The organism is Nonomuraea sp. NPDC005501 (assembly GCF_040605905.1).
Lineage (GTDB): Bacteria > Actinomycetota > Actinomycetes > Streptosporangiales > Streptosporangiaceae > Nonomuraea.
The window spans coordinates 23,236-43,089 of the sequence record NZ_JBEXDT010000081.1; the positions used below are offsets into that span (position 1 = coordinate 23,236).

Annotated in this window: 15 protein-coding genes; 9 read left to right on the forward strand and 6 right to left on the reverse strand. The window is 74.7% G+C overall.

Annotation, left to right across the window (positions count from 1 at the left end; translation table 11 throughout):
* Positions 1 to 2,355, reverse strand: a complete 2,355-nt coding sequence (locus tag ABZS51_RS31710; RefSeq protein ID WP_355448658.1) for a DPP IV N-terminal domain-containing protein — start codon at positions 2,353 to 2,355, stop codon at positions 1 to 3.
* A gap of 248 nt (positions 2,356 to 2,603) precedes the next feature.
* Between ABZS51_RS31710 and ABZS51_RS31715 the strand changes: the two genes are divergently transcribed.
* Positions 2,604 to 3,065: a pyridoxamine 5'-phosphate oxidase family protein gene (locus ABZS51_RS31715; protein WP_355448660.1), complete on the forward strand. Its 462-nt coding sequence runs from the start codon at positions 2,604 to 2,606 to the stop codon at positions 3,063 to 3,065.
* A gap of 48 nt (positions 3,066 to 3,113) precedes the next feature.
* Positions 3,114 to 3,965, forward strand: coding sequence for an alpha/beta hydrolase (locus ABZS51_RS31720; RefSeq protein ID WP_355448663.1), 852 nt, complete (start codon positions 3,114 to 3,116; stop codon positions 3,963 to 3,965).
* Here the strand turns inward: ABZS51_RS31720 and ABZS51_RS31725 are convergent.
* Positions 3,947 to 5,263: an NAD(P)/FAD-dependent oxidoreductase gene (locus ABZS51_RS31725; RefSeq protein ID WP_355448666.1), complete on the reverse strand. Its 1,317-nt coding sequence runs from the start codon at positions 5,261 to 5,263 to the stop codon at positions 3,947 to 3,949. The genes ABZS51_RS31720 and ABZS51_RS31725 overlap by 19 nt on opposite strands.
* Positions 5,264 to 5,360: 97 nt before the next feature.
* Between ABZS51_RS31725 and ABZS51_RS31730 the strand changes: the two genes are divergently transcribed.
* A complete protein-coding gene (locus tag ABZS51_RS31730; RefSeq protein ID WP_355448669.1) occupies positions 5,361 to 5,852 on the forward strand; it encodes a MarR family transcriptional regulator in 492 nt (163 codons plus the stop codon).
* Positions 5,853 to 5,910: 58 nt separating this feature from the next.
* Here ABZS51_RS31730 and ABZS51_RS31735 read toward each other — a convergent pair whose 3' ends face one another.
* Positions 5,911 to 6,420 carry a MarR family transcriptional regulator gene (locus ABZS51_RS31735; protein WP_355448672.1) on the reverse strand — a complete coding sequence of 170 codons (510 nt, stop codon included), beginning with the start codon at positions 6,418 to 6,420 and terminating at the stop codon, positions 5,911 to 5,913.
* A 56-nt stretch (positions 6,421 to 6,476) separates the two neighbouring features.
* Between ABZS51_RS31735 and ABZS51_RS31740 the strand changes: the two genes are divergently transcribed.
* Positions 6,477 to 7,196: an SDR family oxidoreductase gene (locus ABZS51_RS31740; RefSeq protein WP_355448675.1), complete on the forward strand. Its 720-nt coding sequence runs from the start codon at positions 6,477 to 6,479 to the stop codon at positions 7,194 to 7,196.
* 36 nt (positions 7,197 to 7,232) lie between these two features.
* Here ABZS51_RS31740 and ABZS51_RS31745 read toward each other — a convergent pair whose 3' ends face one another.
* The 3 genes from ABZS51_RS31745 to ABZS51_RS31755 all read right to left on the reverse strand — a co-directional run bounded on the left by ABZS51_RS31745 (position 7,233) and on the right by ABZS51_RS31755 (position 11,455).
* The gene (locus ABZS51_RS31745) at positions 7,233 to 9,509 is read right to left on the reverse strand and encodes an excinuclease ABC subunit UvrA (protein ID WP_355448677.1); all 2,277 of its coding nucleotides are present in this window, start codon (positions 9,507 to 9,509) and stop codon (positions 7,233 to 7,235) included.
* 99 nt (positions 9,510 to 9,608) lie between these two features.
* Entirely contained in the window at positions 9,609 to 10,070 is a 462-nt protein-coding gene (locus ABZS51_RS31750; protein ID WP_310715260.1) for a MarR family transcriptional regulator, read from the reverse strand.
* A 41-nt stretch (positions 10,071 to 10,111) separates the two neighbouring features.
* Positions 10,112 to 11,455: an NAD(P)/FAD-dependent oxidoreductase gene (locus ABZS51_RS31755; RefSeq protein WP_355448680.1), complete on the reverse strand. Its 1,344-nt coding sequence runs from the start codon at positions 11,453 to 11,455 to the stop codon at positions 10,112 to 10,114.
* 195 nt (positions 11,456 to 11,650) lie between these two features.
* Between ABZS51_RS31755 and ABZS51_RS31760 the strand changes: the two genes are divergently transcribed.
* The 5 genes from ABZS51_RS31760 to ABZS51_RS31780 all read left to right on the forward strand — a co-directional run.
* Positions 11,651 to 13,723 (forward strand): AAA family ATPase, encoded by a 2,073-nt coding sequence (locus ABZS51_RS31760; protein WP_355448683.1) that lies wholly within the window; start codon positions 11,651 to 11,653, stop codon positions 13,721 to 13,723.
* Positions 13,720 to 16,296: a LuxR C-terminal-related transcriptional regulator gene (locus ABZS51_RS31765; protein WP_355448686.1), complete on the forward strand. Its 2,577-nt coding sequence runs from the start codon at positions 13,720 to 13,722 to the stop codon at positions 16,294 to 16,296. Before ABZS51_RS31760 ends, ABZS51_RS31765 begins: the two co-directional genes overlap by 4 nt.
* Before the next feature lie 96 nt (positions 16,297 to 16,392).
* Positions 16,393 to 17,910 (forward strand): sugar ABC transporter ATP-binding protein, encoded by a 1,518-nt coding sequence (locus ABZS51_RS31770; protein WP_355448689.1) that lies wholly within the window; start codon positions 16,393 to 16,395, stop codon positions 17,908 to 17,910.
* Positions 17,910 to 18,932 (forward strand): ABC transporter permease, encoded by a 1,023-nt coding sequence (locus tag ABZS51_RS31775; RefSeq protein WP_355448692.1) that lies wholly within the window; start codon positions 17,910 to 17,912, stop codon positions 18,930 to 18,932. The genes ABZS51_RS31770 and ABZS51_RS31775 overlap by 1 nt, the downstream gene beginning before the upstream one ends.
* Positions 18,929 to 19,854: substrate-binding domain-containing protein (locus ABZS51_RS31780; RefSeq protein WP_355448695.1), on the forward strand; the 926-nt coding region annotated here is incomplete at its 3' end. The genes ABZS51_RS31775 and ABZS51_RS31780, both read left to right, overlap by 4 nt.

Here is a 19,854-nt window from a genome sequence, read left to right on the forward strand (position 1 = left end):
CTAGCTGCCCGGGGGCACCGGGGTGAGGCGGTGGTCCCGCGGCGGCTCGACGCCGAGCAGGTGCCGTACGAGGAAGTCCCACTTGCGGCGGTTGACGTAGTGCTCGTACCCGGCGAACACGTGGTCGGCCCCTGGCACCACCAGCAGCTCGAAGTCCTTGTCCGCGGCGATGAGCCGCTCGGCCAGGCGCAGCGTCTGGTGCGGCGAGACCTGCGTGTCGAGGCCGCCGTGGACGAGCAGCAGCCTGCCGGCGAGCCGGTCGGCGAGGTCCACGTTCGACGCGGCCGCGTACGTCTCCTCGTCGTACGGCCCGTTGTACGCCTCCGTCGTGCCCGGATCGCCGAACCGGGCGTCGTGCGGACCGGCCTCGGCCACCCCCACCGTGAAGACGTCCGGATGGCCGAGCATGGCCCGGACGGCGGCGTGACCGCCCGCGGAGATGCCGAACACCCCCACCCGATCGAGGTCCATCCACGGCCGGTCCGCGCCGAGCTCGCGCAGGGCGGCGACGTGGTCGTCCAGACCGCCGTCGCCGAGCCGCCGGTACGACGCGTCGTGGAACTCCTTGCTGCGCCCCGGCGTCCCGCGCCCGTCGAGGGCGATCACGACGAACCCGAGCGCCGCCACCGCCTCGGCGTCGTAGCCGTGCCAGCCGGGGTCGAACGAGGGGCTCACCCGGGTCACGGCCGGGAAGGGGTACAGGTGGTGCAGCACCGGATACCGCCGGGCGGGGTCGAACCCGTGCGGCCGGTGCAGCACCCCGTACACGTCGGTCCGCCCGTCCGCCGCCTTGACGCGGAACCGCTCGGGCGCGCTCCAGCCGGCCGCGACGAGCCCGGTGATGTCGGCGCGCTCCAGCTCGACCAGCACGCTCCCGTCCCGGCCGAGCACGCGGGTCACGGGGGGCGTGCCGGTGGTGGAGGCGGTGTCCACGACGTACCCGCCGCCGGGCGGCACGACGGCCGCGTGGTCCAGGTCGTCGCCGGTGATCCGCTCCACGCCGGAGCCGTCCAGCCCGGCCCGGCACACGGTACGGCGGTACGGGTCGTCGGGGACGAGCCCGGAGGCGGTGAAGGTGACGACCCGGCGCGCCTCGTCCACGTGCAGGATCTCCTGGACAGCCCACTCCCCCGACGTCACCTGGTGGCGGAGCTCGCCGGTGCGCGCGTCGTACAGGTAGAGGTGGCCCCAGCCGTCACGCTGCGAGTACCACAGCACCTCGTCCCCGCCGGAGTCTCCGCCGGAGCCGCCGCCGGAGCCCCCGCCGGACAGGACGCGCACGAGGTGGGGCCGGTCGAGCCGCTGCGACGGCTCCACCCGCGTGGCCCCGCTCTCCTCCACCAGGGTCGTCACCTCGCCGGTGGCCGGGTCGAGCCGGCGCAGCCGCAGGGTCCGCGCGTCCCGGGAGCGGCTCAGGTAGTGGACGGCCGAGCCGTCCTCCGACCACCACGCCCATCTCAGCAGGATCGGCGACATCGTCGGCATGGCCTCAGGCTCCGCGCCGGCGGGCACGGCCGCGCCCGTGGCCACGTCGAGCACGACCAGCTCGGCCTCCGGAAGCCGCTCGTCACCGGGGTACGGCTGGCGCAGCGTCACCAGCCGCGGCTCGCCGCCGCCCGCCGGCGCGGCCTCGACCAGGTGCGTGAGCCGTACGCCGTCCTGGACGGTGCGGTGCGTCAGCACGCGGGTGGAGTCGGGGGACCAGGCCACCGCGGGAGGCGCGTGCGGCAGGCCGAGGCGCTTCAGGAACGGGGAGTACATGAAGAAGTCGGGGCTCGCGCCGTAGTCGTGGTCGGCGTCGCCGTCGGAGGTCAGCGGCCGTTCCCCGCCGTCCTCCAGGGAACGGACCCACAGGTCGTGGCCGCGGCGGAACACCGCGAGCCGCCCGTCGGGCGAGCGCGCCTCCAGGGGCCCGGTCGGCGGCGGGCCCGGGACGCGCTCGCACGCCGAGCCGTCGGCCCGGCACCGCCAGCGCTCCCCGAACGCGTCGAACTCGACATCCCCGCTCCCCCCGCTGTCCCCGCCCGGCGGGCCGGTGAGGACGTCGAGGGCGGCGATCGGCAGCGCGCGGGCGTCCACCTGCTGTCCCGACGCCTCCGCCAGCGCGGCCGCGACCTTGTCGTGGTCGAACGCGGGCTCCCGCGTGCCCGCCTCCGGGTCCACGAGGACGAACCGCGTGCCCTCGGCGGCGTCCACCGCGTACCAGAAGCGGGCTCCCCCGTCGATCCACCGGGGCGTGATCTCGCCGCCGCGGACGAGCCGGCGGCGGTTGTGGCGGAGCAGCAGCTCGGCGGCCTGGTAGGCGGACGCGTCCAGGCGTGCCGGGGTGCCGGGCGAGATGTGGGGCGGCGTCATGGCGGTCGTTCCTCTCCTGCGGGGACCGCGTCGTGTCCGCGGCCCCCTCTGGCGGGTCACCGTGATGCTCGCGGAGGCCGCCGACAGCCGCTTGAGCGATCGTTGACAGATCGCTGACACGCCCGCGCGGAGGGCCGGACGGGGGCCGTCACATGCGCTCGCGCGGACGGTGAGCGGGAGCCGTCACATCCGCCCGCGCGGATGTGCCAGAGTCATGACGGCACACGCGCGTGAAGGAGAACACACCGATGACCCCGGCTCCGCCCCGTACCGCGCTCCGGCGCAAGCAGGACGTCCTCGACCGGCTCGCCGGTGACGTCGACGCCTGGGTGTCCACCGCCGGCCCCGACGGCTGGCAGCCGCACCTGGTGCCGCTGTCGTTCCTGTGGGACGGCGCCACCCTGCTCCTGTCCACGGCGGCGGACAGCCCCACGGGCCGCAACCTGCGGCACAGCGGGCGGGTCCGGCTCGGGCTCGGCCACACCCGCGACGTGACCGTGATCGAGGGATCCGTCGAGACCGTGCCGCCCGCCGGACTGCGGGAGGGGGAGGGCGACGCCTTCGCCGTCAAGACGGGCTTCGACCCGCGCGCGCTCTCGACGCCGTACCTCTACTTCCGCGTCACGCCGCTGCGGATCCTGGCGTGGCGGGAGGAGAACGAGCTGAAGGGCCGCGAGCTGATGCGCGAGGGCCGCTGGACCGTGGCCTGAGGCACCGTACCCGCATCCCCGGGGCGGCGGCCTCTAGGATGGCGCGTCATGACCGTTCCAGACGTCTTCCAGCTGCGCAGGGACTCGGCCCTGCGGGCGGCCCGGCGCCCCCGGGGGCCGGAGCTGGCCGCCGTCGGCGACGTGGAGGGGCCCGGCGGGCTCCGGCTCCGCCACTACCGGCCCTCCCCCGAGGCGCGGCCGCTGGTGGTGTTCCTGCACGGCGGGGCCTGGGTGATCGGCGACCTGGACACCCACGACCGCACCTGCCGGCGCCTCGCCGCGCGCTGCGACGTCGAGGTGCTGGCCGTGGACTACCGGCGCGCCCCCGAGCACCCCTACCCCGCGGCCGTGGACGACGCGGTCGCGGTCCTGCGGTGGGCCCGGCCGGCGGCGGTGGCCGGTGACAGCGCGGGCGGGTACCTGGCGACGATGGCGTGCCTGCGGCTGCGGGACGAGGGCGGGCCGCTGCCGGCCGCGCAGATCCTCCTCTGCCCGAACACCGACCTGACGCTGTCGATGCCCAGCGTCGCGGAGAAGGGGTCCGGGTACGGGCTCGACGCCGGCTTCCTGTCCTGGGCCGTGAGCCAGTGGACGTCCGGCCCGGAGGTCCGTGACGACCCGCGGGCGAGCCCTCTGACGGCGGCGGACCTGCGCGGCATGCCGGACAGCATCGTTGTCACGGCCGAGCACGACCCGCTGCGCGACGAGGGTGACGCGTACGCGCGGCGGCTGGCCGAGGCGGGGGTGCGGGTGACGCACCGGCAGGAGCCGGGGCTCGTCCACGGCTTCATCCAGAACATGGACCTCACCTCGCCCGAGGCCGCCGCCGCCCACGAGCGGCTCTTCCGGGACATCGCCGGCATGCTGGGCGGCCGGGACGGTCACTCGGCCCCGCGGTAGGCGTACAGGTCGTCGACGAACTTGCGCTTGAGGGCCGGCACGCGGTCCACCACGGTGAAGTAGCCGCGCATGCCGGCCAGCAGGGCGCGGCCGATGACCGGCTTGTGCGCGGCGCCGTCGCCGTCCATGCGGCTCAGCGAGTCCTTCACGCGGGCGAAGCCGTACGGGATCATCTGGCGTTCGTAGGCGGCGACGGCGTCGAGCACCGGCTTGCCGCCGGCAAGCTCCCGGCACAGCAGCATGGCGTCGCGCAGCGCGGTGTTGGCCCCGACGCCCTGGCCGGGGGTCATCGTGTGGATCGCGTCGCCGAGCAGCGTGACGTTCGTGGTGGGCCAGGGGTCGACCGGGACGGAGGTGCGGATGTTGATCGGGAAGCAGCTCCCGGGGTCGGCCAGCGTGAACAGGCGGCGCAGGTCCGGGTGCCAGTCCCCGGTCATGCCGAGGGCGACGTCCACGAGGTCGGCGCCCCGCAGGTCCATGATCCCGGCGGGGAAGCGGGAGGCGGCGGCCGACAGGCCCCAGTTGATGTAGTCGCGTGTGTTGTCGTAGAGCAGGCCCGGCCAGCGCTCGATCAGCTCCCGTTCGCTGCCGCCCACGTCGTGCTTGATCCCGCCCTCGCGGCCCCACTTGAACTCCATGACGTGCCAGATGCAGAACATGCCCCTGGGCGCGAACATCGCCGAGATGCCGTAGAACATCTCCGGCGTGAGCAGCCGCCGCGTCTCCTCGGTGATCGGCACCTTGGCGGAGATGGCGATGATGCCGCTGTCCTTGATCTGGGCGTGCGGGAGGTACTGCCGGCGCACGCGGGAGCCGGTGCCGTCGGCGGCGACGAGCAGGTCCCCGGTCGCGCTGCTGCCGTCGGCGAAGAAGGCGGTGACGGTGCCGTCGGCGTCGCGCTCGTAGCGGGTGAACTCCTTGCCGAAGTGGACGACGTCCTCCATGCCGGTCAGCAGCACCTGGCGCAGCGTCATCCGCGACACCGAGCGTTCGGTGTTGACCGGGTCGTCGTCGTCGGGGCGGAGCGGGAAGGACGCCGTGGTGCCGCGCTTCTCGGTGAGGACGTTGAAGAAGCGCGGGGCGCGGGCGCAGGTGGCGGCGAACGTGTCGAACAGCTCGGGCGGCAGGCACTCCTTCAGCGCCCGGTTGCCGGTGGGGTCGATGCCGACGCGGTAGCCGTGCAGGCCGTCGGCGCGGGTGCGGTCGCGCTCGTAGACGGCCACGGGGACGCCGGCCCGGCGCAGGCCGTGGGCCAGGCACATGCCGCCGGTGCCGGCGCCGATGATGATGACACGCATGACAGGTCCTCTCCGAGGCACAAGGGAAGGGATTCATCTCGTTCGTCATGTATCTTGATGTTCGAGACGTCTTTATCTTGAAGTTCGAGAGGCTTGAATGTCAAGGAGAATTCCGGGCGAGCTCCGCGACGCCGTGGGCGAGGAGATGCGGCTGATGCAGGCCGCGGTCGACTCCTTCGACGAGGCGGCCGCCGGCGTCCTCGGCGTGAACCGGACGGACCTGAGGTGCCTGGAGATACTCGCCCAGGGCCCGGTCATCCCGAGCGTGCTGGGGCCGGCGCTCGGCCTGACCACGGGCAGCGTCACCGCGATGCTCGACCGGCTGGAGAAGCTCGGCTACCTCACCCGCTCCCCCGACCCCTCCGACCGCCGCAAGGTCGTCGTGCGGATCACCGAGGAGGCCGGCGCCAGGACGTGGGACCTGTACGGGCCGTTCGTCGCCGAGGGCGAGACCATGATGGAGGACTTCACGCCCGAGGAGCTGGAGCGGGTGGCCGCCTTCCTGCGCCGCTCACGCGAGATGTACGAGCGGCACGTGGAGCGGGTGCGCGCCCAGCCGGTGGCCAGACGGCGGGGCGCGCGCCGGTAGCCGCACCACGCGAGGGGGCGCGCCCTCGCGTCGGAATGGCGGCCGGCGGCACGCCGCGCTACAGCCCCTGTCGTCGCCGCACGTCGGTCGTGAGCTTCGCCAGCAGGCGCACGAGCGTGGCCCGTTCGTCCTCGGACAGGCCCGCGACCAGGCCGGCCTCACGGCTGAGCACCGAGTCGACCGATCGCTCGATCAGCGCGTGTCCCTCGTCCGTCAGCGACACGTCGACGCTCTTGCGCCCCGTCGCGCCCGGTGCCCGCCGCACCAGACCGTCACGCTCCGCGCGGGCGACGCGCTGGGAGATCGCGCCGGCCGTCACCAGGGTGCGGCCGGCCAGCTCGCGGGTGGACAGCGTGTACGGCGGGCCGGAGCGGCGGATCACCGACAGCAGGTCGAGCGTGGCCGCGTCGATGCCGGCCGCGCGCAGGACACGGACGCGGTCGTCGGCGAACATCTTCGCCAGCCGCCAGATGGGCGTGACGATCTCGATGGAGTCCGTGGGCGTGCCCGGACGCTCGCGCTGCCAGGCCGCCGCGATCTCGGCCGGCTCGGCCGGGTTGTCGGTCACTGTCGGCCCTCCGCTATGTTTAGACCTAAACGATAACACCGCCCAGGGGAGGAAGCGTGACCAGAACTGTCCTCGTCACCGGAGGCACCAGCGGCATCGGGCGCGCCGTCGCCGCGCTCTTCGCGGCCGACGGCGCGGAGGTCCACATCACCGGGCGGCGCCCCGACACCGTCGAGCCGGCCGCCAAGGAGCTGGGCGTGCACGGCATCGCCTGCGACGCGACCATGCCCGACCAGGTCGCCGAGCTCGGCGCGCGGCTGGACGGCCCGCTCGACGTGCTCGTCAACACCGCCGGTGGACTGCCGGAGACGCCGCCGGCCGGGATGCCGCCCCTGGAGGCGCTGGCCGCGGAATGGCAGTCGAGCGTGTCGACCAACCTGTTCACCGCGGTCCTCACCACCGCCGCGGTCCGCGACAAGCTGACCGCGGGCTCCTCGATCATCAGCATCGGGACGATCGGTGCGGAACGCCGCGGCGGATCCTACGGCGCGGCGAAGGCGGCGCTGGCCGCCTGGAACGCCGCGCTCGCCGCCGAGCTCGGCCCGCGCGACATCACCTGCAACGTCATCTCCTCCGGCTACGTGACCGGCACCGGCTTCTTCGGCGGCGGCATGACGGAGGCGCGCCACCAGGCGCTCGTCGAGGAGACGCTGCTCAAGCGGCCGGGCACGCCCGGCGACATCGCGCAGACCGTCTTCTTCCTCGCCTCGCCCGGTGCGCGCCACATCACGGGACAGACCATCCACGTCAACGGCGGCGCCTTCACCACACGCTAGCCTCAGCCGTCAGCCGTTGGTTGACGCCAGGGGCGCTCAGGACACGTAGAGCCGCAGGTGATCGGCCGTCAGGGAGGTGCCCGTGGCCACCAGGTCGGCCGGGGTCCCCGAGAACACCACCTGGCCGCCGTCGTGGCCGGCTCCCGGTCCCAGGTCCACGATCCAGTCGGCGTGGGCCATCACCGCCTGGTGATGCTCGATGACGATCACCGTGTTGCCGTCGTCCACCAGCCGGTCCAGCAGCCCGAGCAGCTGGTCCACGTCCGCCAGGTGCAGGCCGGTGGTCGGCTCGTCCAGGACGTACGTCGTGCCGTTGCGGGCCATGTTGACGGCCAGCTTGAGCCGCTGCCGCTCGCCGCCCGACAGGGTGGTGAGCGGCTGCCCGAGCGTGAGGTAGCCGAGGCCGGCGGCGGCGAGCCGGTCGAGGATCGTCCGCGCCTGGCCGGAGCCGAAGAACTCGAGCGCCTGCGCCACCGGCATGGCCAGCACCTCGCTGATGTCGCGGCCCCGCAGCCGGTACGCGAGGACCTCCGACGTGAACCGCCTGCCCTCGCACTCCTCGCACACCGACGCCACCTCGGCCATCATGGCCAGGTCCGTGTAGACGAGACCGATGCCCTTGCAGGCCGGGCAGGCGCCCTCGGAGTTGGCGCTGAACAGGCTCGCCTTCACCCCGTTGGCCTTGGCGAACGCCGTCCGGATCGGGTCGAGCAGCCCCGTGTAGGTGGCCGCGTTGCTGCGGCGCGACCCGCGGATCGGCGACTGGTCGGCCACCACGACGCCCTCGCGTCCCGCGACGTACCCGTGGATGAGCGAGCTCTTGCCCGAGCCGGCGACGCCCGTGACGACGGTGAGGACGCCGAGCGGGAGGTCCACGCTCACGTCGCGCAGGTTGTGCCGCGTGGCGCCGCGGACGGGCAGGTGACCGGTGGGGCGGCGGGCGTCCTGGCGCAGCTTGACGCGGTGGCTGAGGTAGCGGCCGGTCAGCGTGCCGGAGGCGCGCAGCCCGTCGAGGTCGCCGGCGTAGCAGACGTGGCCGCCCTGGGCGCCGGCGCCGGGGCCGAGGTCCACGACGTGGTCGGCGATGGCGATGGTCTCCGGCTTGTGCTCGACGACGAGCACCGTGTTGCCCTTGTCGCGCAGCCGCAGCAGCAGGCCGTTCATGCGCTGGATGTCGTGCGGGTGCAGCCCGGCGGTCGGCTCGTCGAAGACGTACGTGATGTCGGTGAGGCTGGAGGTGAGGTGCCGCACCATCTTGACGCGCTGGGCCTCGCCGCCGGACAGGGTGGAGGACTCGCGGTCCAGGCTCAGGTAGCCGAGACCGATCTCGACGAGCGAGTCCAGCGTCTCCAGGAGCGTGTCGAGCAGCGGCTTGACCGAGGCGTCCCGGATGCCGCGGACGAACGCGGCCAGCTCGTCGATCTGCATGGCCGAGCAGTCGGCGATGCTGCGGCCGGCGACGAGGCTGGCGCGGGCGGCGTCGTTGAGCCGGGTGCCGTCGCAGGCGGAGCAGGGGGCGAGCTTGACCGCCCGGTCGGCGAAGGCGCGCGCCGCCGTCTGCATCGACTCGCGGTCCTTGGCGAGGTACAGGCGCCGGACCTTGGTGACGAGTCCCTCGTAGGTGAACGTGTTGGAGCCCATCTTGATCTTGGTGGCGGGCTTGTGGAGGAAGTCCTCCCACTGCTCCGTGGTGTAGTCGCGCAGCGGGGCGTCCGGGTCGAACAGGCCGGTCTTGGCGTAGAGCTGCCAGTACCACGTGTCCTTGGCGAAGCCCGGGGCCGTGATCGCGCCCTCGTTCAGGGACAGGTCGCGGTCCACCAGCGCGTCCACGTCGATCTCGGAGGTCTTGCCGAGCCCCTCGCACACGGGGCACATGCCCTCGGCCCGATTGAAGCTGAAGGCGAAGGGCGGGCCGGCGTGCGGCGCGCCGAGACGGCTGAACATGATCCGCAGCATGGTGTGGCAGTCGGTGGCGGTGCCGACGGTCGAGCGGGCGTTGGCGCCCATCCGCTCCTGGTCCACGATGATCGCGGCGCTGAGGTTGCGCAGCGCGTCGACGTCCGGGCGGGCCTGGGAGGGCATGAAGTTCTGGAGGAACGCGGTGTAGGTCTCGTTGATGAGCCGGCGGGACTCCGCGGCGATCGTGTCGAAGACGAGCGACGACTTGCCGGAGCCGGAAACGCCGGTGAACACCGTCAGGCGCCGCTTGGGGATGTCGAGGGAGACACCCGCCAGGTTGTTCTCCCTGGCGCCGCGCACCTGGATGACGTCGTGGCTGTCGGCGGCCAGCTTGCTGGGGAGGGAGGAAGGCATGCCTGCAAGTGTGTCATTGACCTGCCTGTTGAGACTTTCGGCGAGGGTACCAGGAGAGACGGGCGCCGAACCCTCAAACCGGGGGGACGCCGGGAGGAGTCAGGGCCTGAGACGGGCCAGGGAGTCGGGGGTGAGGCGGGCGGCGAGGGCCTCCAGCAGGGCCGTGACCTCCGTGACCTCGGTGTGGCCGGCGGGCTCCGCGCCGCCCAGCGCGAGCGCCAGCGCGGGCTCGATCGGCGCCGCGCGGACCTCGGCCACCCGGTCGGACAGCTGGGGCGCGTGCCTGATCACGGTCCTGCGCCGGTCGCGGGGGTCGGGCTCGGTCACCACGGCGCCCGCCTCGCGCAAGCGGGCCACGGAGGCCGACACGGCGCTCTGCGGCAGGCCGGTGCGGGCGACGATCTCGCCCACCGAGGTGTCGGGATGGCTCCGGACGTCGCTGACGACGATGAGGACGGTGCGCACGCTCGTGGTCTGCGGCCCGATGCCCTCCGTCGGCATGGCCTCCTCGCCGATCTTCATCAGCGTGCGCCCCAGCAGGAACAGGTCCACAGCGTTCATGAGGCCACAATACATCAAATCTGATGGGTTGCCGCGTCCTGTCACACCGGCGGCCGCGAGGGGGCGGGAGAGTGCTCGGGCGGCGGGTCGATGCCGAGCTGCTCGGCGCGGACGAGCCCGGCCGCGGCGTCGGGGACCAGGCCGAGGCTGACCGTGTTGCGGCCGACCAGGGCGTTGAGCGCCCAGTCGGCGGCCACACGCAGCCGGTTGCCCGCGCCGGGCAGAGCGTACAGGTGGTAGCCGCCGGTGACGGCCTTGGCCGGTGGACCGGTGACGGGCAGGCCGAGCGGCGCGGCGGCCGCCTGGGCCCCGCCGAGGTCCGCGACGGTGCCGAGGTCGCGGTGCCGGTACGGCCGGGCCCTGCCGTGTCCCAGGCTCGCCGCGACGTTGCGGGCCGCGGCCCGGCCCTGGCGCATGGCGTGCTGGGCCGTCTGCGGGCACACCGAGCCGGGGCGGCCGAGGTCGGGCACGGCCGCGGCGTCGCCCAGCGCGAAGACGTCCGGGTGCCCCGGCACGGCCAGGTCTGCGCCCACGGTGAGCCGGCCCCTGTCCAGCGGCAGCCCCAGGTCCTCGACGAGCGGGCTGCCGGTGACGCCGGCCGTCCACACCAGCAGCCGGCACGCCACCGTGGTGCCGTCGCTGAGGTGCGCGGTGTCGGCGGTGAGCCGGTCCACCAGGGTGCTCAGCCGCACCTCGACGCCGCGCGAGCGCAGGACGGCCAGCGCGTGGTGCGACAGGCGCGGCGGCAGATGCTCCAGGACGCCGTGGCCGTGCTCGACGAGGATCCAGCGGATGTGCTCCGCCCGCAGCCGCGGGTAGGCGCGCAGCGCGGACGCCACGAACAGCCGCATCTGCGCGACGTACTCCGTCCCGGCCAGCCCCGCGCCGACCACGACGAACGTGGTGTACGCCTGCCGCTCCGGCCCGTCGGGCAGGCCGTCGGCCCGCTCCAGCTGGGCCAGGACGCGGTCGCGCAGGTACACCGCCTCGATGACGGTCTTGAAGCCGTGGGCGTACTCGCGCAGCCCCGGGACGTCGCGGATGCGGGTGACGCTGCCCGGGGCGAGCACCAGGCGATCCCAGGAGAGGGTGGACAGGCCGCCGTCGTGGTGGCGGACGGTCACCGTGCGGCTGCCCAGGTCGGCGCCGGTGACCTGACCGGTCCACAGGCGGGTGCGCCGCAGCGACCGCAGCGGCACGGCGACGTCCGCCGGGTTGACGGTCCCGGCGGCGACCTGCGGCAGCAGCGGCGTGTACAGGTGGTAGTCGGTACGGCTGACCAGCACCAGCTCGGCCGCGCCGGGCGGGAGCAGGCTCTCCAGGCCGCGCAGGCAGTGGTAGCCGCCGAACCCCGCTCCGACGACCACGATCCTGGGCTTGGGCATCGTTTCCTCCCTCCAGGTGCCTGGCCGTCCCGTGGCCGGTTCAACCCCGGCTTGGGCGGATCCATGGCGGCCGTTGGCGTTTCCGGGGCCACCCGCGGGAGGTGGCGACATGCGGGGTTCTAGGCTGGAAGGCATCGGCCGGTCTGCTCAGCGGGAAGCCTTCCCGGAGGCGCCGGCCGGTGGAGCAGTCAATCCATGGCCGTGGTGAGCGAGTCCACGTTCGTCGGCCGCAGGCACGAGGTGGCCGCGGCCCGGAAGGCTCTTGCCCGGGCCCGGCTGCTCACGCTGACCGGCACGGGAGGCGTCGGCAAGAGCCGCCTGGCGCTCAAGGTCGCCGCCACCCTGCGCGGCGCCTTCCGCGACGGGGTCGAGGTCGTGCAGCTCTCCTCCCTGGAGGCCGGCGAGCTGCTGGCGCCGACGGTCGCCGCGGCGCTGGGGCTGCGCGACGGCGACTCCGACCCCATGGCGCTGCTGGAGGACCACCTGGCCGGGCGGCGGATGCTGCTCGTCCTCGACAACTGCGAGCACCTGCTGGAGGCGTGCGCCCGTTTCGCGGCCCGGGTGCTGCGCGAGGCGCCGAGGCTGCGGCTCCTCATCACGAGCAGGCAGAGGCTGGGCGTGTACGGCGAGCACGTGCTCCCGGTTCCGTCCCTGCCGGTTCCGGACCCGGGGCTGCCGCCGCACGTCATAGCCCGGCACGACGCCGTGCGGCTGTTCGCCGACCGGGCGGCCGACGCCTCGCCGGGGTTCCGGTTGACCCGGGAGAACGCCGCGGACGTGGCCATGCTCGCCCGGCGCCTCGACGGGCTGCCGCTGGCGATCGAGCTGGCGGCGGCCCGGCTGCGCACGGTGCCGCTGGACCGGCTGGCGCGCGAGCTGGACGAGCGTCTTCAGGCCGTGACGTCGCCGGCCACGCTGCCGCCGCGGCAGCGGACGCTGCGCGCGACCATGGAGTGGAGCTACCGCCTGTGCTCGGCCGGCGAGCAGCGGCTCTGGGCCCGGCTCTCGATGTTCCCCGCGGGGGCCGGCCTGGAGACGGCCGAGGCGGTGTGCGCCGGCGGCGACGTGGACGGATGCGAGGTGCTCGACCTGGCGGCGGGGCTGGTCGACAAGTCGATCCTCATCGGCGAGCAGGCGGAGGGCTGCGTCAGGTACCGCATGCTGGACACCATCCGCGCGTACGGCTGCGAGCGGCTGGCCGGCGACGAGGAGCGGGACCTGCGCGAGCGCTACATCGGCCACCACCGGGACCTCGTGGCCCGCAACCGGATCCACGAGACGGTCCCCGACCAGCTGGAGCGCTACCGGCTGCTGCGGCGGGAGCTGCCCAACCTGCGCGCCGCGATCGAGACGTGCCTCGGCGGGCCTGGACCGCCCGCCGTGGGGCTGGAGATGACCGCGTCGCTGTGGTCGTTCTGGCTGCTGTCCGGCTCCGCCACGGAGGGACGGTACTGGCTGGAGCGCGGCCTGGAGCGGGTGACCGCGCCGGGCCGCGGCCGGGCGACGGCGCTGTGGGTGTACAGCATGCTGGCGCTGCGCCAGGGCGACCCCGCCGCGGCGGCGCCCCGGCTGGAGGAGTGCGGGGCGCTGATCCGGCGCGAGGGGTTCGCGGACGTGCTCCCGTACGCGGTGCGCACCAGCGGCGTGGCCGCGTTCTCCGCCGGCGAGCCGGGGCGCGGGCTCGCGCTGCTGGAGGAGTCGCTGGCGCTGCACAGGGCGGCGGGCGACCTCGACGGGGTGGCGTTCAACCTGTACTACATGGCGGCGTACGGGGCGAGCCAGAGCCCCGGGCGGGCGGCGGAGTGCGGCGAGGAGATGCTGGCGCTGTGCGAGGAGCACGGGGCGCCCGTGACCCGCTCGTACGCGCAGCTCGTGCTCGGCATCGTGCTGTGGAACCTCGGCGACCTGCGACGGGCCGAGGAGCTGGTGGGCGAGGCGGCGGAGTTCACCCGCGACATCGACGACAAGTGGTGCCTGACGCAGTGCGTGGAGGTGCTGGCGTGGGCGGCGGGCGCTCACGGCGACCACGGCCGGGCGGCCCGGCTGCTGGGCGCCGCGCACGCCCTGTGGCAGTCCGTGGACGCCTCCCCGATCCGGCTGTCGTACCACGCGCCGTGGCATGAGCGGTGCGTGGCGCGGGCCCGGTGCGCCCTCGGGGTCCGGGCGTATCAGGCGGCGTTCCGGGAGGGCGCCCGGCTGAGCCTAGATCCGCGGCTCCTCGCAGGTTCCGGCAGGCCGGGGGCTCATCACGCGTCCGGGAGGGTATGACTGAACCCGACATGGCCACGGGGGCGACGACGCGCCGGGCAACGGGGAACCTGCCCGTCGAGTTGACCAGTTTCGTGGGGCGCCGGCAGGAGCTGACCGAGGCGCGGCGCCTGCTCTGCGCTGGGCGGCTGCTGACGCTGACCGGCGTGGGCGGCGTCGGGAAGACGAGGCTGGCGCTGCGGCTGGCCGCCGAGACGGCGCGGAGCTTCCCTGACGGGAGCTGGCTGGCCGACCTCGCCCCGCTGGCCGCCGGCGAGCTGCTCGGCGAGACGGTCGCCCAGGCGATCGGCTGCCCCCGCAACGATCTGGAGGGGCTGCGCGAGCACCTGCGCGGCCGGCGGACGCTCCTGGTGCTCGACAACTGCGAGCACCTGCTGCCCGAGTGCGCCGCTCTGGTGGGCGAGCTGCTCGCGGCCGGGCCCGGCGTGCGCATTCTCGCCACCAGCCGGCAGCCGCTGCACGTGGCCGGCGAGAGCGTGCTGGAGGTGCCGCCGCTGACGGTGCCGGGCGCCCCGGGTGCCGTACCGGCTGCCCCGGGGGCCGCGCCGGAAGCCCTGGAGAACGTGCCGGACGGGCTGCCCGGTCCGGCGCTCACCCCCGTCGCTGGACCGGCGTCCGGAGCGGCCCCCGAACCCGCGTCCGGCACGGCGTCCGGAGCGGCGTCCGGTGGGCCCGGGGTGGTCGCGGCCGGCGCCGGGACGGACGGGGAGGCGGGCCCCGGGCCGGGCCTCGGGCCGGCGCCGGAGGTGCTGTCGGAGGCGGTCAGCCTGTTCGCCGACCGGGTGACGGCCGTGGTGCCGGACTTCACGGTCGACGCGGGCAACAGCGTGGCGGTGACCAGGCTGTGCCGGCGGCTCGACGGGATCCCGCTGGCCATCGAGCTCGCGGCCGTCCGGATGCGCGTGCTGTCGGTCGAGCAGATCCTCGACCGGCTCAACGACCGGTTCCGGCTGCTCACCCAGGGCAGCCGGGTGGCGATACCGCGCCAGCGGACGCTGCGGGCGCTCGTCGACTGGAGTTACGACCTGTGCACGCCCGGGGAGCGGGCCCTGTGGCGGGAGCTGTCGGTCTTCTCCGGGGGCTGGGACCTGGAGGCGGCGGAGCGGGTCTGCGCCCCGGACGAGATCGCCGGGGCGGCCTTGTCCGACGTGCTGACCGAGCTGGTCGACAAGTCGATCGTGCTCCGCAGGGAGCAGGATCCGGCCCTGGCGGGCATGCGGCCCGGGGAGCACGGGTACGGTGCCCGCTACGACATGCTGGAGACGCTGCGCCAGTACGGCGAGGAGCGGCTGGCCGAGTCGGGCCGGCGCACGGCCCTGCGGCTGCGCCACCGCGACTGGTGCCGCGAGCTGGCCGAGCGGGCCGAGGCCGAGTGGTTCGGCGAGCACCAGATGCGCTGGCTGGCCCGGCTCCGCCTCGAACAGGCCAATGTGCGCGCCGCCCTGGAGTTCTGCCTGAGCGAGCCGGGGCAGGCGTGGGCCGCGCTGGAGATCGGCGCGGCGATGTGGAGCCACCGGCTGTCGTGGACGTCGCCGAGCGAGGGGCACCACTGGCTGGAGCGGGCACTGGCCGCCGAGACCGCGCCCGGCTCCGCGCGGGCCAAGGCGCTCTGGGTGGACGCCTGGCTGGTGCTGCTGCGGGGCGACGCCGCCGCCGCGCGGCCGCTGCTGGAGGAGTGCCGGGCGCTGTCCGAGCGGCTCGGCGACGAGGCCGATCTCGCCGGGGCGGTGCACATCACCGGGTTCGCGGCGCTGCTCGCGGGCGCCTTCCCGCGCGCGTTCACACTGCTGGAGGAGGCGCTGGAGCGGCGGCGGGCGCTCGGCCACCGGGGCCACGCCTGGGTCACGCTGCTCCAGCTCGCGATGGCCGCCGTGTTCATGAACGCTCCCCGCTCGTCCGCGCTGTGCGAGGAGGTCCTGGAGACGGCCCGGCGGGAGCGCGCCGAGTGGTCGGTGTCGTACGGGCTGTGGATCGTGGCCCTGGACCGGTGGCGGCTGGGCGACGCGCGGGCGGCCACCGCCATGATGCGCGACGCGATCCGCGTCAAGGTGCGCTGCCACGACCACCTCGGTCTCGCCCAGTGCCTGGAGGGGCTGGCGTGGATCCTGGCCGGCGAGGGGGCGCGGCCGCGCGCCGCCGAGCTGCTCGGCGCCGCCCACATGGTGTGGCGGTCGATCGGGACGTCGCTGTCGGGGCTCGGCCACCTGGCGGGGCTGCACGACCGGTGCGAGCAGCTGCTGCGGCGCGGGCTGGGCGACGAGGGGTTCACCGCGGGCTTCCTGCGCGGCTCGGAGCTCACGCTGGACGCCGCGGCGGCGTACGCGCTGGAGGACGGGCTGCTGCCCGACGCCGGTGACGCCGAGCAGGAGCCCGGTGTCGCGGCCGTGCTGACCCGCAGGGAGCGGGAGATCGCCGAGCTGGTGGCGCGGGGGCTGAGCAACCGGCAGATCGCCGAGACGCTGGTGATCGCGCAACGCACCGCCGAGAACCACGTCGAGAACGTGCTGCGCAAGCTGGGCTTCACCTCGCGCGCGCAGATCGTGCGCGCCTGGAACACTCGTCAGGCCGGCTGAACAAGCCCTTGACCTTTGGTTCTGTACGATGAACGGAACATCGGACGGGCCGTCAAAGCTTGCCCGCCGGGCGATCCGAGCCCCGCGGAGGGGCCTGTGCACGACTGCGCCAGCCACGACCTCGGCAGGGCCGAGCCGGAGCCGCTTGTCCGTGTCCGCGGGCTGCGCAAGCGGTTCGGCGGCATCCCCGCGCTCGACGGCGTCGATCTCGACCTGGCCCGCGGCAGCGTCCTGGCGCTGCTCGGCCGGAACGGCGCGGGCAAGTCCACCCTGATCAAGATCCTGGCCGGCGCGCACCGCGCCGACGCCGGGGAGGTGACGGTGGCCGGGCACCCGCTCGGCGGCCGGGCCGCGGCCGGCCGGATGTCGTTCGTCCACCAGGACCCCGGCCTGGTCGACTGGATGACCGTCGCGGAGAACGTCGCCCTGGGCGCCGGTTACCCCCGCCGCGGCGGCCTCATCTCCGGACGCGGGACGCGCGTGCGCTGCGCGGCGGCGCTCGACGCGGTCGGCGCCCGGGTGGACCCCGGCGAGCGGGCGGGCGATCTCACCCGTGCCGAGCGGGCGCTGGTCGCCGTGGCCCGCGCGCTGGCCCGCGACACCGAGGTGATCGTGCTGGACGAGCCGACCGCGAGCCTGGGCGCGGCCGACCGCGACCGGCTGTTCGGCGTGCTGCGCGGGCTGCGCGACCGTGGCCGCGGCGTCGTGTATGTGAGCCACCGGCTCGCCGAGGTGCGCGAGCTGGCCGACAGCGTGGCCGTCCTGCGCGACGGGCACCTGGAGCGCGCCATCGTGGCGGGCGAGCCCATCGACCACGACGACCTGGTGCGCGCCATCGTGGGCGGCGAGCCCGCCGTTCACCGCCGGCCGCGCCGGGAGCCGGGTGAGGTGGTGCTGAGCGTGCGCGGCCTGCGCACCGCGCTGGCCGGTCCGGTCGGCTTCGACCTGCGGGCCGGCGAGGCGATCGGCCTGACCGGGCTCGCCGGCGCGGGACACGTGGACGTGGGGCGGGCGCTGGCCGGCGTGCGGCCCGTCCTGGACGGGCGGGTGCTGCTGGACGGGCGGCCCTACCTGCCGGCGTCGGCGCCGGAGGCCGTCGAGGCGGGTGCCGGTCTGGTCGCGGGCGACCGGCTGGAGGAGGGCGCCGCCCCCGGCCTCACCGTCCGGGAGAACGTCCTGGCCAACCCGCGCCTGCGCGGCGGCTCACCGCTGACCTGGATCGGGCCTCCCGAGGAGCGGGCGCGGGCCGCGGGCCTGCTGGCACGCCTCGGGGTCCGTCCCGCCGACACCGAGCTGCCGTTCACCGCGCTGTCGGGCGGCAACCAGCAGAAGGCGCTGATCGGCCGCTGGCTGTGGACCGGACGGCGGGTGCTGATCCTGGAGGAGCCGACGGCCGGGGTGGACGTCGCGGCCCGGCCCGAGATCTACCGCCTGCTGGACGCCGCCCTGAGCGCCGGCCTGGCGGCCGTGCTGGTCTCGGCCGACGCCGAGGAGATCACGCACGTGTGCGACCGCGCGCTCGTCCTCACGCGCGGCGCGGTGACCGCCGAGCCGGCCGGCGATGACCTCACCGTCACCGGGCTCACCCGCGCCGTCACCGGGACGGGCCGCTGATGGCCGCCGGAGGCCGGGCACCCCGGCGCCGGTCCGCGCCCGGCAGGCTCGTCGGCGCGTACGGGCTGCTGGCGCTGGCGGTCCTGCTGTTCGCGGTGTTCTCCCTGGTGCTGCCCCAGACCTTCCCCACCCTGGCCAACCTGCGGGTGGTGCTGTCCACGAACGCGATCACCGCGATCCTGGCGCTGGGCGCGATGGTGCCGATCGTCACGGGCAAGTTCGACCTGTCCATCGGGTACGGGATCGGCCTCTGGCACGTCGTGACGCTGAGCCTCATCGTGTCGGCCGGCTGGCCGTGGCCGCTGGCCTGCCTCGGCGTCCTGGCGGGCGGGGCGCTGGCGGGGGCGGTCAACGGGCTGCTCGTCGAGTTCGCCCGCATCGACTCGTTCATCGCCACCCTCGGCACGGGCAGCGTGCTGTACGCGATCACGGGGTGGGTGACCGGGGGCGCGCGGATCGTGCCGGGCCCCGGGGGGCTGCCCGGCGGGTTCACGAACCTGACCGACGCGACGGCGCTGGGGCTGCCCGTGCCCGCGCTGTACGTCACGGCGCTGACGGCGGCGCTGTGGGTGATCCTCGAACGCCTCCCCCTTGGGCGCTACCTGTACGTCATCGGCTCCAACCCGCGCGCCGCCGAACTGGCCGGCATCCGCACCCGCCGCCACGTCTGCGCGGCCTTCACCGCCTCCGGGCTGGTGACCGGCTTCGCGGGCGTCCTGCTCGCCGCCCAGAACCAGATCGGCAACCCGAGCGTCGGGCTGGACTACCTGCTGCCGGCGTTCACCGCGGCGCTGCTCGGCTCGTCCGTGATCCGGCCTGGCCGGCCCAACCCGCTGGGCACGGTGGTGGCGGTCGCCATCCTGGCTGTCGGCCTGTCGGGGCTCGGGCAGCTCGGCGCGGAGTTCTGGGTGACTCCGCTGTTCAACGGGCTGACGCTGCTCGTGGCGGTGGGCCTCGTCGGCTTCTCTGCCCGGCGGCGGCTGCGCGCCCGTCCCCCGGCGGAGAGCCGGGGAGCCCCATGAGCCCCGCCCCGCCCATGAGCGCCGGCTGTTCCAGGCGCGCCGCCGCCCGGCCCGTACGCGCGACCGCCCGGCCCGTACGTGCGACCGCCCGGCTCGTGCGCGCCGTGGCCGCGCTGCTGCTCGCCGTCGTGCTGACCGGCGGCTGCGCGGGCGGCGACGCCCCGGACCCCGGCCGGCCGGCGCGGCCGTGCCCCGCTGTGCTCGCCACGGCCCGGGAGGCCGTCGCCCGCGCCGAGCGCACCGCCCCCTGGGACGGGCCCACGACCGGGCCCCGGGCCGTCCCCGGCAGGAGCATCGTGTACGTGGCCGCCACCATGACCAACCCCGGCGTCGCCGGCACGGCCTCCGCCGTCACCGGGGCGGCCCGCTCGATCGGCTGGAAGGCGCGGGTGATCGACGGCCAGGGCACGCCGGCCGGCGTCCGCGCCGCCTTCGGCCAGGCGATCGCGTTGCGCCCGTCCGGGATCGTGATCGGCGGCTTCGACCCGGGCTCGGTCGCCCAGCAGGTACGCCAGGCCGATCAGGCGGGCATCACGCTGGTCGGCTGGCACGCGACCCGCTCCCCCGGGCCCAGCGCGAACCCGAGGCTGTTCGCCAACGTCACCACCCGGGTGGAGGACGTCGCCCGGCTCAGCGCGTACTGGATCATCGCGAGGTCGGGCGGCGGCGCGGGGGTCGTGGTGTTCAGCGACTCCTCGATCCCGTTCGCGCAGTACAAGGCGCGGCTGATCGAGAGGACGCTGCTCGGCTGCCCGGGCGTCACGCTGCTCGCCCGCGAGAACATCCCGCTGCCCGACGCGGGCACCCGCACGGCGCAGGAGGCGTCGTCAGCAGCAAGCCGGACAGGCTGTACCAGAGCTTCCAGCGGCCGACGAAGTCGATATCGATCTCGCCGCGGTAGAGGCGACGCCCCAGTCCCATG

Bases quoted from the DNA above. Each gene is read 5' to 3' on its own strand.
- ABZS51_RS31710 (WP_355448658.1), bottom strand. From the start codon at position 2,355: ATGACGCCGCCCCACATCTCGCCCGGCACCCCGGCACGCCTGGACGCG.
- ABZS51_RS31715 (WP_355448660.1), top strand. From the start codon at position 2,604: ATGACCCCGGCTCCGCCCCGTACCGCGCTCCGGCGCAAGCAGGACGTC.
- ABZS51_RS31720 (WP_355448663.1), top strand. From the start codon at position 3,114: ATGACCGTTCCAGACGTCTTCCAGCTGCGCAGGGACTCGGCCCTGCGG.
- ABZS51_RS31725 (WP_355448666.1), bottom strand. From the start codon at position 5,263: ATGCGTGTCATCATCATCGGCGCCGGCACCGGCGGCATGTGCCTGGCC.
- ABZS51_RS31730 (WP_355448669.1), top strand. From the start codon at position 5,361: ATGTCAAGGAGAATTCCGGGCGAGCTCCGCGACGCCGTGGGCGAGGAG.
- ABZS51_RS31745 (WP_355448677.1), bottom strand. From the start codon at position 9,509: ATGCCTTCCTCCCTCCCCAGCAAGCTGGCCGCCGACAGCCACGACGTC.
- ABZS51_RS31750 (WP_310715260.1), bottom strand. From the start codon at position 10,070: ATGAACGCTGTGGACCTGTTCCTGCTGGGGCGCACGCTGATGAAGATC.
- ABZS51_RS31755 (WP_355448680.1), bottom strand. From the start codon at position 11,455: ATGCCCAAGCCCAGGATCGTGGTCGTCGGAGCGGGGTTCGGCGGCTAC.
- ABZS51_RS31760 (WP_355448683.1), top strand. From the start codon at position 11,651: ATGGCCGTGGTGAGCGAGTCCACGTTCGTCGGCCGCAGGCACGAGGTG.
- ABZS51_RS31765 (WP_355448686.1), top strand. From the start codon at position 13,720: ATGACTGAACCCGACATGGCCACGGGGGCGACGACGCGCCGGGCAACG.
- ABZS51_RS31775 (WP_355448692.1), top strand. From the start codon at position 17,910: ATGGCCGCCGGAGGCCGGGCACCCCGGCGCCGGTCCGCGCCCGGCAGG.